This is a genomic window from Nocardioides sp., assembly GCF_035703625.1.
In the GTDB taxonomy this organism is placed as follows: Bacteria; Actinomycetota; Actinomycetes; order Propionibacteriales; family Nocardioidaceae; genus Nocardioides.
In genome coordinates this window covers 1-12,755 of the sequence record NZ_DASSXS010000071.1, presented here as the reverse complement: position 1 = coordinate 12,755, position 12,755 = coordinate 1, and the positions used below count along the sequence as shown (strand labels likewise).

General features: G+C 72.0%; 9 protein-coding genes. 3 read left to right on the top strand and 6 right to left on the bottom strand.

Annotated elements, in window-relative coordinates; translation table 11 throughout:
* A partial coding sequence (locus VFN12_RS03660; RefSeq protein WP_414690004.1) for an NCS2 family permease occupies positions 1-1,481 on the bottom strand: 1,481 nt, incomplete at its 3' end.
* 59 nt (positions 1,482-1,540) lie between these two features.
* Between VFN12_RS03660 and VFN12_RS03655 the strand changes: the two genes are divergently transcribed.
* Complete coding sequence (locus VFN12_RS03655) at positions 1,541-1,825, top strand: DUF2530 domain-containing protein (RefSeq protein ID WP_325117228.1); 285 nt, start codon at positions 1,541-1,543, stop codon at positions 1,823-1,825.
* A gap of 6 nt (positions 1,826-1,831) precedes the next feature.
* Here VFN12_RS03655 and VFN12_RS03650 read toward each other — a convergent pair whose 3' ends face one another.
* Positions 1,832-2,605, bottom strand: coding sequence for a DUF3027 domain-containing protein (locus tag VFN12_RS03650; protein ID WP_325117227.1), 774 nt, complete (start codon positions 2,603-2,605; stop codon positions 1,832-1,834).
* A 99-nt stretch (positions 2,606-2,704) separates the two neighbouring features.
* Here VFN12_RS03650 and VFN12_RS03645 point away from each other — a divergent pair, with 99 nt between their 5' ends.
* Positions 2,705-4,159: an MFS transporter gene (locus VFN12_RS03645; protein WP_325117226.1), complete on the top strand. Its 1,455-nt coding sequence runs from the start codon at positions 2,705-2,707 to the stop codon at positions 4,157-4,159.
* Between the two features lie 76 nt (positions 4,160-4,235).
* Here the strand turns inward: VFN12_RS03645 and VFN12_RS03640 are convergent, their stop codons facing one another.
* Both VFN12_RS03640 and VFN12_RS03635 read right to left on the bottom strand, forming a co-directional pair.
* The gene (locus tag VFN12_RS03640) at positions 4,236-4,631 is read right to left on the bottom strand and encodes a cold-shock protein (protein WP_325117225.1); all 396 of its coding nucleotides are present in this window, start codon (positions 4,629-4,631) and stop codon (positions 4,236-4,238) included.
* A gap of 102 nt (positions 4,632-4,733) precedes the next feature.
* Positions 4,734-6,173, bottom strand: a complete 1,440-nt coding sequence (locus VFN12_RS03635) for an HAD hydrolase-like protein (RefSeq protein ID WP_325117224.1) — start codon at positions 6,171-6,173, stop codon at positions 4,734-4,736.
* Positions 6,174-6,281: 108 nt separating this feature from the next.
* Here VFN12_RS03635 and VFN12_RS03630 point away from each other — a divergent pair, with 108 nt between their 5' ends.
* The gene (locus VFN12_RS03630; RefSeq protein WP_325117222.1) at positions 6,282-8,390 is read left to right on the top strand and encodes a S8 family serine peptidase; all 2,109 of its coding nucleotides are present in this window, start codon (positions 6,282-6,284) and stop codon (positions 8,388-8,390) included.
* Positions 8,391-8,528: 138 nt separating this feature from the next.
* Here VFN12_RS03630 and VFN12_RS03625 read toward each other — a convergent pair whose 3' ends face one another.
* Together VFN12_RS03625 and VFN12_RS03620 are read right to left on the bottom strand one after the other, a co-directional pair.
* Positions 8,529-10,145, bottom strand: coding sequence for an AMP-binding protein (locus tag VFN12_RS03625; protein WP_325117221.1), 1,617 nt, complete (start codon positions 10,143-10,145; stop codon positions 8,529-8,531).
* A gap of 68 nt (positions 10,146-10,213) precedes the next feature.
* The coding region (locus tag VFN12_RS03620; protein WP_325117220.1) for a M14 family zinc carboxypeptidase at positions 10,214-12,755 on the bottom strand (2,542 nt) is incomplete at its 5' end.

Genomic DNA, 12,755 nt, shown 5'->3' with positions numbered 1-12,755 from the left:
GGCTCGATCGCGAAGTAGACGGCGAACATCGCGGCCACGATCCACATCAGCACGTGGATCTCGGCGGCCTTGCCGCGCACCACCTTGACCAGCACGTAGGCCAGGAAGCCGGCGCCGATGCCGACGGTGATCGAGTAGGTGAACGGCATCAGGACGATGGTCAGGAACGCCGGGATGGCGATCTCGAGGTCGTCCCAGGCGATCCCCCGGATCTGCTGCATCATCAGGAACCCGACCAGGACGAGGGCCGGGACGGCCGCCTCGCTGGGGATGATGTTGACGAGCGGCGCGAACAGCATCGCGAACAGGAACAGCACTCCGGTGACCACCGAGGCGAGGCCGGTGCGCGCGCCGTCGCCCACGCCGGAGGCCGACTCGATGTAGGACGTGTTGCTGGAGACGCCGGCCGCGCCACCCGCGGCCGCGGCGACCGAGTCGACGATCAGGATCCGCTGGGTGTTGGGCGGCGTGCCCTCCTCGTCGAGCAGCCCCGCCTCGGCGCCGATCGCCGTCATCGTGCCCATCGTGTCGAAGAAGTCGGCCAGCAGCAGCGTGAAGACCAGCAACAGCGCCGAGACGACGCCGACGGCCTGGAACGACCCGAGCAGGGAGAACTCACCGAGGGTGGCGAAGTCGGGTACGTCGACGAGCGTGTCCGGCAGCCCGGGAACGTTGAGGTACCAGCCGCCGGTGGGGTTCTCGATCGCCGGCCCGAACCCGCCGATCGCCTCCACGACGATGGCGAAGATCGTGGTCACGAGGATCGAGATCAAGATGGCGCCCTTGACCCGCAGCACCCACAGCGCGATGACCAGCGCGAGTCCCACCACGAACACGAACGTCGGCCAGCCCGCGAGCTGGCCGTCCGGGCCCAGCTGGACGGGGACCGGGGTGTTGGCGGCGTCCGGCATCCGGCGGACGAAGCCGGCGTCGACGAAGCCGATCAGCGCGATGAACAGGCCGATCCCGACCGAGATCGCGATCTTGAGCTGTGCGGGCACGGCGTGGAAGACGGCCGCACGGAAGCCGGTCAGCACCAGCACCAGGATGACCAGACCCTCGAGCACCACCAGGCCCATGGCGTCGGCCCACGTCATCTGGGAGGCGATCGCGAACGCGACGAAGGCGTTGAGGCCCAGCCCGGTCGCCAGGGCCAGGGGGTAGTTGGCGACGACGCCCATGAGGATGGTCATCACCCCCGCCACCAGAGCCGTGCCGGCCGCGATCGCCGCCAGGTTCGATCCGTCCCCGGACCCGCCACCCAGGAAGTTGCCGTCGGCGTCCGGCGCGAACCCGAGGATGAGGGGGTTGAGCACGATGATGTAGGCCATCGTGAAGAACGTGACGACGCCGCCGCGGATCTCCGCGGAGAGCGTCGAGCCACGCTCGCTGATCTTGAAGAATCCGTCCAGTCCGCCGGCCCTGGGCCCGGCACCGGCGCTGCGGCCGGTGGTGGTGTCCTCGCTCACGAACGGCAGCATGGCAGAAGGTCGCCGCGGGTGGCGCGATGACGTTCGGCGTGTGGGCTAGCGTTGCTCCCGTGGAACTGCGCGACGAGCAGCCGAAGAAGCACGAGATCGGCAGCCGGACCTACATCGTCGCCGACGTGGAGCCGCTCGACGTCGACGGCGTCAGGACCGTCGAGGTCGGCACGGCCCTGTGGCTGCTCGGGTTCCTGGCCCTCATCCCCTTCTACGGTCGCCTCGACGACACCGGGCACCAGTGGTGGCTCTGGACCTGCCTGGCCGGCTTCGGGCTCGGCCTGTTCGGGCTCGAGTACTGCCGTCGTCGCAAGAAGGCCCGGGCGCGGGCCCGCCAGGACTGACCGGTCTCAGAAGGTCTCGAGGTCGTCGACCGCGACGGTGTCGAGCACGTGGTCGGGCAACGGCTGGGGCTCGTGCTTGCGCGCCAGCTGCACCTCGGAGTGGGCGCCACACCCGTGGTCGAGGGACACCGCGCGGCCGTCGTCATTGGCGTTGCCGTTGGCGCACACCCCGAACATCTCCGAGAGCGGGCCGGCGATCCGGATCAGGAAGCCGCACGTCGAGCAGCTGGCCGGCGCCGACTGGGCCAGGGGCGAGCCCGGGCCGGCGTCGCCGTCGTACCAGCGCTGGGCGGCGAGGTCGCGCCCCTCGACGGACAGGGTGCGCACCCGGCCGAGGCCGAGCTCGGCGGCGACGGCCTTGACCTGGGCACGGTCGTCGCTCGAGAGGGGGTCGTCGCCGAAGGAGTACGTCGGCACGAGCCGCGGGTCGTCGTCCTCGACCGGCAGCAGGTCGCCGGGCGAGAGGTCACCGGGGCGGATCCGCTCCTTGTACGGCACCCACTCGGGGGCGACCAGTGCGCCATCGCCCGGGATCAGCACGATCTCGTCGACGGTGACCGTCTTCTGGCGCGAGGCGCGGGCCACGGTGACCGACCAGCGCCACCCGGCGTACCCCTTGCGGGTGCATGCGAACAGGTGGGTGACCACCCGCTCCCCCTCGACCAGGTGACCGAGGTGTTCGCCGACATCGGCGGCCCCGACGTCCTCGACCAGGGCGGCGCGCGCCTCGTCGACCGCCGCCGCGGCGACGGCGTCGGGCTTCGAGCGCACCTTGGTCATCACGGACAAATCATCACTCATGCCGGTGGGTGATGTCAGGTCGGGTCACGATTCGTGTCGGTCGCGGCGGCCTTCCGGGCACCGGGCAGGATGGACCCCATGACCACGTCCGGCCCCGAGTCCCAGACCGGGGAGACCCCCCGACCCGGAGCGGACCCCGAGTCCGGAGCGCCCGCGAGTGGGCCACGGGGGTCCGCGGCGGGTGGCCGGGCCCGCGGGATCGGGCGGGCCCTGGGGGCCGGCGCCCGGGGCGCCGCCCGACTGACCGGCCGGGCCGGCCGCTACACCGCGCGGCAGGCGAGACGCGCCGCGGACGCCGAAGGGGCCGGCGACTCGGGGCTCGCCCGCCTGATCGAGCTGCACGCGTTCAACGCCGCCGGAGACACCGCCGTGGCCATCTCGCTCGCCGGCACCCTCTTCTTCCAGGTCCCGACCGGTGAGGCCCGCGACCAGGTCGCCCTCTTCCTCGGCCTGACGATGCTGCCGTTCGCGATCGTGGCGCCCCTGATCGGGCCCTTCCTCGACCGCTTCAGCCACGGCCGGCGCTGGGCCATCGGGGCGACCATGGCGCTGCGCGGGTTCCTCTGCTGGGTGCTGGCCACTGCCGTGATGACCGACTCGACCTGGTTGTTCCCGGCCGCCCTCGGGGTGCTGGTCGCCTCCAAGGCGTACGGCGTCACCCGGGCGGCCGCCGTGCCCCGACTGGCGCCGGCCAACCTGCCCCTGGTCAAGGCCAACGCACGCACCTCCCTGGCCGGGGTGGTCGGGGCCACCCTGTCCGCCCCCGCCGCCGCCCTGCTCGCCACGGCGGGGCCGGAGTGGGCGCTGCGCTACGGCTTCGTGGTGTTCGTGCTGGCCACCATCTGGGCGATCCGCCTGCCGGCCAAGGTGGACTCGAGCCTCGGAGAGGGCACGCTCGTGCTCACCTCCGGCGCCACCGGGCCCGGCCGGGAGGACCCGAGCGGACAGGGTCGGAGCCGCGCCCGGATCCCGGCGGCGGTGGCGTTCGCCCTGCGGGCCAACTGCGGCCCCCGATGGCTGTCGGGCTTCCTGACCATGTTCATGGCGTTCCTGCTCCGGGAGAACCCCATCGGCGACTGGCGGCCCGAGGTCCTGCTCGGACTGGTCATCGGCGCCGCGGGTCTCGGCAACACCCTCGGCATCGCGGCGGCCTCGTTGCTCAAGCGGCTGGACCCGACCGTGACCGTGGTCGTGGCGGTGCTGGCCGACGTGGTGATGGTGCTGGTGGCCGCGCTGTTCTACGGGGTGCTGTCACTGGTCCTGCTCGGCCTGACCGCGGGGCTGGCCCAGTCGCTGGCGAAGGTCTCACTCGACTCCACCATCCAGCGCGACGTCCACGAGCGGATGCAGTCCAGCGCCTTCGCGCGCAGCGACACCACCCTCCAGCTGGCCTGGGTGATCGGCGGGTTCGTCGGGATCGCGATGCCGCTGATCCCGCGGCTCGGGCTGGGCGTCGCCTGCGCCATCCTCGCCGCCTGGGCGTTCTTCGTCCTGGTCATGCCCACGCGACGGGCGCCGGCGGGGGTCACCTAGGCCGGGAGGTGGCTCAGGCACCGTTGCGGCGACACCGAGTGGTGCCCCACCCACCGCTGGGCCGCAGGCGCTCCGCCTAGTGGTCCAGCTCGTCGGCCAGCGCCCGCAGGAGCTTGGCGACCGGCCGGGCCGTCCGGGAGTCGGGGTGCCGACCCCGTCGGTACGACGAGCCCACGTCGTCGAGCAGGCGGATCAGGTCCTCGACGATCGGCGCCATCTCCTCGGGCTTCTTGCGCCGGGCCTGGGACTGGTTGCGGGCCACGGAGGCGGGTGCGTCGAGGACGCGGACCTGGAGCGCCTGGTCGCCGCGGCGACCCTGGGCGATGCCGAACTCGACACGGGTCCCGGCCTTGAGCGTGGTGACTCCCTCGGGCAGCGCCTCCGTGCGCACGTAGACGTCGGGCCCGTCCTCCTGGGACAGGAAGCCGAAGCCCTTCTCCGGGTCGAACCACTTCACCTTGCCACTGGGCACGGCCTGAACCTCTTCCTCATCTGCATCACTCGCCACGACGGGGGCCGCGGCGCCGCGACAGCCTATGCCGCCAGGGCAAGCAGGCGCCAACGGCTTCCGCGGTCACTGCTGTTGCAGCGCCTCGTTCATCGAACCGGAGCGGAAGCCTCTGGGGTCCAGCTCGGCGGCATCGAACCCGCACCGCCGTACGGCGTCGAGCAGGGCGTCGGCGGCGGCCGTCGCGGGGGCGAGGTGGTCGAGCAGGAGTGCGGCGTCGACCTCCACGGAGGCGCGCTCCCCCAGGTCGCGGACCCGCAGGTCGCGCAGCGGCACCCCGGCCTCGGCGAGCGCCTCACGGCAGGCGGCCTCGGCCCGCTCGACCCGCGCCAGCCGGAACGGCGTCACCTCGATGCCGTAGGCGACCCGAGAGGACAGGCAGGCCGCGGCCGGCTTGTCCCACGTGGGCAGCTCCCACCGGCGCGAGGCCTCGCGGACCTGCGCCTTGGTGAGTCCGGCATCCCGGAGCGGGGTGATCGCGCCGCGTTCCTCGGCGGCGCGGATCCCCGGCCGGAAGCCGGCCACCGCGTCGTCGGCGTTCGTCCCCGTGGCCACGAAGGCCAGCCCGCGCTCGGCGGCCAGCGGGACCAGGACGTCGAGCAGCTCGGCCTTGCAGAAGAAGCAGCGGTCCCCGGCATTCGCGCGGTACCCCTCACGTTCCATCTCATGGGTCCGCGGGGTCACCACCTCGACCCCGAGCGACTCCGCGAGCTCGCGGGCGGGGTCGCGCTCGGACCGGGGCAGCGAGTCGGAGTAGCCGGTCGCGGCCACGACCCGGTGGGCGCCGAGGGCCCGGACCGCGGCGGCGAGCAGGAAGGCGCTGTCGGCTCCCCCGCTGTAGGCCACCATCACCGAACCGCGGTCACGCAGGTCGGCCTCGAGGGCAGCCAGCCGGGTCACCAGCAGGTGCTCGTCCAGCCACGCCGGAAAGGCCGCGAGGTCGTCGAGCACCACGTGGGTGCCGGCCTCGAGCAGCTCCTCCCGGGTGCAGCCGCCGGTGAGCACGCTGACGCTGGTCACACCGGCGGCGAGCGCACCCTCCACGTCGTGGACGTGGTCGCCGACGTAGACCGAGACGCCCTCGCGGCGCAGGACGTCGGCCTTGCCCACTCCCCAGACCTCCCCTTCGAGATGGTCGAGGTCGAGACCGAGATGGTCGACGTGGAGCTGTGCGTTGGGCCGGAACTTGCCGGTGACGACGACGACGCGGCCGCTGTGCCGTCGTACGTCGGCGATGGCCTCGGCCGCCCCGGGGAGGAGGGGAACCGAGGTGATCGCCAGATCCGGGTAGAGCGCACGGAACCGGTCGATCGCGGCGTCGAGCTGATCCGCGGGCAGGTGCTCGGCCAGGGAGTCGCCGAGAGGTGGGCCCAGGCGTGAGGTCAGCTCCTCCACCGCGAACTCCACCCCGAGCTCGTCGCCGAGCGCGCGCAGCGTGGCCCCGAACCCCGGAACGGTGTCGATCAGGGTCATGTCCAGGTCGAAGCCGACCACGAGCTCCCGCATGGGCTCAGGGTAGGAGGTCTGGCCCGGCGCATTGCACCCCCCGCGTCCGCCTGCGACGCTGGTGGGTCCGTGCCTGACTCAGGGCACCCGGAGTGGAGGGAGCGTCGCATGTCTCGGCGGGTCTCGGGCGCACTCCTCGCCACCGCACTGGTCGTCGCCCTCGTCGGCGCAGGGCCGGCCGTGGCGGACGACGACGCCGTCGGCACGAAGCTCTACCTGGTCACGCTCGACGGACCCGGCACCGCCGGCCACCGCGGCCCCCAGCCCGAGCGGGCGTACCGCGCGACGCTGCTGGAGCAGCAGGAGAGCCTGCTCTCCGACGTCGGTGCGGACCCGGTCTATCGATGGACCACCGCCCTGAACGGGTTCGCCGCCGAGCTCACCGGCGACCAGGCCGGACTGCTGCGGTCCCATCCCCTGGTGCGGATGGTCGAGCAGAACGGCGTACGACGCCTGGCGGCCGCCCCGGCCGGCGGCACCCCGACCTCGCCCGGCGTCACCCGCGGCGGTGCCGGCGTGGTGGTGGGCGTCGTCGACACCGGCATCTGGCCGGACACCCCGCTCTTCGCCGCGTCCGAGGGCCTCGGCGCCTCCCCCCGCCGCTTCCGCGGCGTCTGCCTGCCGGCCGAGCGCTGGGACACGGCCTCCTGCAACGACAAGCTGGTCGGCGCCCGATGGTTCGTGTCGGGGTTCGGCCAGGAGGGTCTCGCGTCGTCGAGCTCCCTCTCGCCGCGCGACGACCACGGACACGGCACGGAGGTGGCGTCGATCGTCGCCGGCAACGCCGGCGTCTCTGTCGCGGCCAGCGGCCAGCGGGCCGAGCGCTACTCCGGGCTGGCCCCACAGGCGCGGCTGGCCGTCTACAAGGCGTGCTGGACCGCCCCCGACCCCGTCGACGACGGGTGCGCGACGGCCGACCTCGTGACCGCGATCGACCGCGCGACGCGCGACCGGGTCGACGTGCTCAACCTGTCCGTGCCCGGGCCCCCTGGCTTCGACACCGTGGAACGGGCGCTGCTGGGCGCCGCCGAGGGGAACGTCGTCGTGGTGGGTGCCGCGGGCAACCGTGGCCGCCACGCCTACGCGGCGCACCCGTCGCCCTGGGTGCTCTCGGTCGGCGCGACGACGGGCGCACGCCGCTGGGGCGAGGTCGTCCTGGGCGACGGTGCGACCGTCGTCGGGGCGATGGCCTCCTCACGTCACGTGGGGCCGGCCCGGCTGGTCCTCGGCGAGGACGCCAGGGCCCGCGGGGCGACCCGTGCCGAGGCGCGGCTGTGCACTCCCGGGACTCTCGACGCGTCGCGGACCTCGGGTGCCGTCGTGGTCTGCAGCCGCGGCGGGGGTGCCCGCGTCGACAAGTCGGAAGCGGTGCGGCGGGCAGACGGCGTGGGCATGGTGCTCGTCAACACCCGTCCCGGCCCGGTCGAGTCCGACCTGCACGCCCTGCCGACCGTGCACCTGGACCGGTCGGCCGCCGCCGAGGTCCTCGAGCACCACCGGGAGCGGCCCACCGCCCGGATCCGCCTGCGCCCGCTCGCGCCCGAACGCGACCCGGTCAGGGTCGCGCGCTGGTCCGCCCCCGGCGACCCGACGGCGACCCTGGTCAAGCCGGACCTGGTCGCACCCGGCTCAGGGGTGCTGGCCGCCGTCCCGCCCACGGTGGACCGGACCCGATGGTCCTTCACCTCCGGCACCTCGACGGCCACGGCGTGGACCAGCGGCCTGGCGGCCCAGCTGATCGCGCGCACCCACTGGAGCGCGGACCGGGTCCGCTCGGCCCTGGTCACCTCGGCCGGCTCGGTCTCCGGCAACGCGTCGGTGCTGGGCACCGGCGCGGGACGGCCCCGGGTGGAACGGGCCGCACGACCCGGCCTCGCCTACCTCGTCGGCCCCGGCGACTACCGCGCCTGGCTGGAGGGAGAGCTGGACAGCGACCTGAACACGCCTTCGATCCAGCTCTCCGAGCACGCTGCCGTGCGCCGGACGGTCACGAACGTGAGCCGCCGCGCGTCGTACTTCTCGGTGCGGGTGTCGGGGTTCGAGACCCATGACGTGGAGGTGACGCCGCTCGCGCTGCGGATCGACCCCGGCGAGAGTGCCCACTTCCACGTCGAGGTGACCGGTCCCGACCACGCCCACCCCCTGGACGACGGCTGGATCACCTGGGTCGGCGCCGACGGGAGCCGCACCCGGATCCCGGTCGTGTTCAGCCGCTAGCGAAGACGCGTCAGCGGATTCGCTGATGGTGGTCGAGCGAGCGGCTGAGGAACGAAGCCGCGACCGGCGTGCCGCGAGCGGCTGAGGAACGAAGCCGCGACCGGCGTGCCGAGACCCGGCGACCTTCGAGGCGACCGGTCAGCCCAGCCCGAGCTCCGCGGCCGACTTCTCGCGCATCTCCACCTTCCGGACCTTGCCGGTCACGGTCATCGGGAACTCGTCGACGACCATCACGTAGCGCGGGATCTTGTAGTGCGCGAGCCGGCCCGAGGCGAACTCCCGCACGCCCTGCTCGTCCAGCGGGTCCGCGCCCTCACGCATCCGCACCCAGGCGCACAGCTCCTCGCCGTACTTGTCGTCCGGGACCCCGATCACCTGGACGTCCTCGATGTCGGGGTGGGTGTGCAGGAACTCCTCGATCTCCCTCGGATACACGTTCTCGCCGCCCCGGATCACCATGTCCTTGATCCGGCCGACGATGTTGCAGTAGCCGTCGTCGCGCATCTCGGCCAGGTCGCCGGTGTGCATCCAGCCGTCGGCGTCGATGGCCTCGTCGGTCTTCTCCCGGTCGTTCCAGTAGCCGAGCATCACCGAGTAGCCCCGGGTGCAGAGCTCACCCGGCTCGCCACGCTCGACGGTCCTCCCGGTCTCGGGGTCGACCACCTTGATCTCGACGTGGGGATGCACCCGGCCGATGCTGGCGGTACGGCGCTCGAGGTCGTCGTCGGCGCGGGTCTGGGTGGAGACCGGGCTGGTCTCGGTCATGCCGTAGCAGATGGACACCTCGGCCATGTGCATGTCCTCGACGCAGCGCTTCATCACCTCGACCGGGCAGACCGAGCCGGCCATCACGCCGGTGCGCAGGGTCGAGAGGTCATGGTCACCGAAGGTCGGGTGATTCTGCATGGCGATGAACATCGTCGGGACGCCGTAGACGGCGGTGCAGCGCTCGTCGACGATCGCCCGGAGCGTGATCTCGGGATCGAACCCGGGCGCCGGGATCACCATGGTCGCGCCGTGGGTGGTGCAGCCGAGGTTGCCCATCACCATCCCGAAGCAGTGGTAGAAGGGCACGGGAATGCAGAGGCGGTCCTGCTCGGTGAAGTTGATCAGCTCGGTGGTGAAGAAGCCGTTGTTGAGGATGTTGCGGTGGGACAGCGTGGCGCCCTTGGGCCGGCCGGTGGTGCCGGAGGTGTACTGGATGTTGATCGGGTCGGACGGGTCGAGGCTCGCGAGTCGCTCCGCGACCGTCTCGGGTGGCACCGACTCGCCCTCGCGCACCAGGTCGGTCCAGTCGTCGGTGTCGAGGTAGACCACGCGCTTCAGCTCGGGGCACTCGTCGCGGACGTCGTCGACCATCGCCTGGTAGTCGCTGGTCTTGAAGCTCGAGGCCGAGACGAGCAGGGAGAGCCCGCTCTGGTTGACGGCGTAGGCGAGCTCGTGGGTGCGGTAGGCCGGGTTGACGTTGACCAGGATCGCCCCGATCTTCGCGGTGGCGTACTGGATCAGCGTCCACTCGGCACAGTTCGGCGCCCAGATCCCGACCCGGTCCCCCTGGTCGATCCCGGCCGCGACCAGGCCGCGGGCCACCGCGTCCACGTCGGCCCCGAGCTCCGACCAGGTCCAGCGCCGCCCGGTGGCCACCTCGACGAGCGCCTCCCGGTCGGGGTACGACGCCACGGTGCGCTCGAAGTTGGCGCCGACCGTCTCCTCCAGCAGCGCCGGGACGGACTCTCCCTGTGCGTAGGACTCCATGCGGACCAACCTAGGTCCCTCCTCCGGGCCCCGCCAGCGTTGCGCCGGCGGGGCTCGGAGCCCCCGGCTCAGTCGAGCAGGTGCCTCAGGGAGCGGGCGACGAAGTCGTCGCGCTGCGCCGGCGGCAGCCCCTCGGCCCCGAACCCGGCGTAGACCGTGTCGTCGGTGACCACGACCGCGCCCTCCTCGAAGGCGAGCTGGTCGCGCTGCCAGTCGTTGTTGTTCGGCTCAGAACCCGGCGGCGCCCCGGAGACCGTCCAGCCGCCGAGGTCCTCCTCGAAGGAGGTGCTCGACTGCTCGGCACCGTCGACCAGCACGGTGGCGTCGTCGACGAACGCGCCGAGCCCCTGGGTGCCCCAGTCGCTGGCGTAGGCGATCGAGACCTCGACCTGCTGCCCGGCGTACTCGGACAGGTCGATCGACCACTGCTGCCAACCGTTGGAGTTCCCGGTCGCGGCGTGCCACTCACCGGTGGTGCCGGTGGGCGAGCAGTCGGCGCCCTGGTAGTGCTCCAGGACGGGGTGCAGGTCGTGCCAGCCCTCGGGGCAGCTCTCCCCCGTCCCCTGCGCGGTGTGCCCGTTGGCGTCCGGCAGCGTCGTCCAGTCGTCGCTCCCGACCGGGTGGGCCTCCACGAAGGCGTAGTCCCAGTCGCTCTCGAGGTCGTAGGAGGTCCAGAACTCCAGCTTCCCGCCCTGCGCTCCGGTGAGGTCGATCGTCCTGGTCAGCCGCTTGTAGGAGATGTCGTCCTGCTGGCTGTAGACGTACCAGTCACCGGTGTGGGGGTCGTACGGGGCGCCGCCCGGCCGCACCCAGTCGGCGACCGCCGAGGAGTCGAACTGCGGGAACTCCGCGGGCGGCAGGAAGCTGGACGTGGTCAGGAAGGACGCCGTGTGGTCCTGGTTCCCCTGGGATCCGGGCGCGTTCAGATCGCCGTCGAAGCCCTCGAACGCGCCGCCGTTGCCGACGACGGGGTAGGGGTTCCCGTCGGCGTCGGTGCCGCCCTCGTCGACGTAGGTGTAGGCGCCCAGCCAGTACTGCAGGAAGTCGTTGGCGACCGGCAGGCACGGGTAGGTGTCGGGCGTGGTGCACTCCGGTGGCGCGAACGGGTTGTAGTCGTAGACGCCGTCCTGGCCCTCGGCCCACCGGTTGCTCTCGCCGGCGATGAGCAGCTTTCCACCTTCGTTGACGTAGTCGCGCACCGCGAGCTCGAGCTTCAGGGACAGGTCGTCGACGGTGCCGGGACCCTGCTTGCGGTCGCGCGGGATGAAGTCGTCGCCGCTCTCCCACACCACGGCGTCGTAGTGACCGAGCACCCCGAGGTGGTGGGGCTCGGTGCGGTTGTTGGCGTCGACGTCGTACACGTCGGCGGAGTAGCCGGCCGCCTCGACCGCGGCGACGTGCTCGTCCGCGTACTTGGGTGCCTTGCCGCCCTGGGCGGGCGAGGCACCGGTGTAGTCCTCGGCGGCGAGGACCAGCACGTCACTGCCGATGTCGGAGGCGACCTTGTAGACGAAGGGCTGGGTGCGCACGCTCTTGCCCGACTTCACACCGGTGAACCAGACGCTGACCGCGTCGCCGGCACGGGCTCCCGTGACCTCGCCACGGAACTCGGCGTAGTAGTCATCGTTGGTGTCGCCGTAGCGCTCCCCGCCTTCCCACTCGGAGACGCCCGCGGACCGCGTGGGGCCGTTGTTGATCTCGTAGCGGAGCCGCAGGTTCTCGACCTCGCGGTCCGCGGTGACGGCGACCGGCTGCGTGCTGCCGTGGGAGACCTTGAACCGGTCGGCGACCAGGTCCGGCGCCTGCTCGCCGTTGAAGGTCACCGGATCGCCCGGGTCGTCGGCGGACTCGGCCACCGACAGTGCGAACGGGATGTTCTTCTCGAACTCCTCGGTGATCAGCCGGTTGTCGTCGGGGAAGTTGAAGCCGCTGACGCAGTCGTCGGCCTCCCACTCGTCGTCGGCGTACTTGTCGGAGGCGACCTCGCACGTGGTCATCTCGGGGGTGAAGCCGAGCGTCCCGAACTCCTCGGTCATGTGGGAGTCGGTGTCGCCGTTGGTGGTGTAGAGCTCGGCGGAGATGTCCGGGTCGTAACCGTCGACGGCCGGGTCCTCGTCGGTGCCGGCCATCTGGGCCAGGATCGTGTCGTCCGGCGACGGCGTGTTGACCTGCCAGCCGATGCCGTAGAGCAGCAGCTCGGCCGCAGAGTGGTAGTTGACGAACTGCTCGAAGCCGACGCGGTCGAACAGGACCTCGAGGTGCCGCGACTCCGGCTCGGAGGTCGGGCCGCTGCCGCGGAAGGTCTGGCTCGACGGCTGGGGCGAGGAGCCCTCGTTGTCCCAGCCCCACTTGGTCGCGTAGTTGCGGTTCAGGTCCACGCCGTCGTTGCCGGTGATGGCGCCGTCACCATCGTTGTCCTGCAGGTTCTTGCGCCACAGGCGGTTGTCGCCGGTGAAGGTGTGGTCGTAGCCGTCGGGGTTGGCGACCGGGACGAACCACAGCTCGGTGGTGTCGAGGAGCCGCGTGATCTGGTCGTCGCTGCCGTAGTTGTCGATGTAGTGGTGCATCAGCCGCCGCACCATCTCGGGGGTGATCCACTCGCGGGCGTGC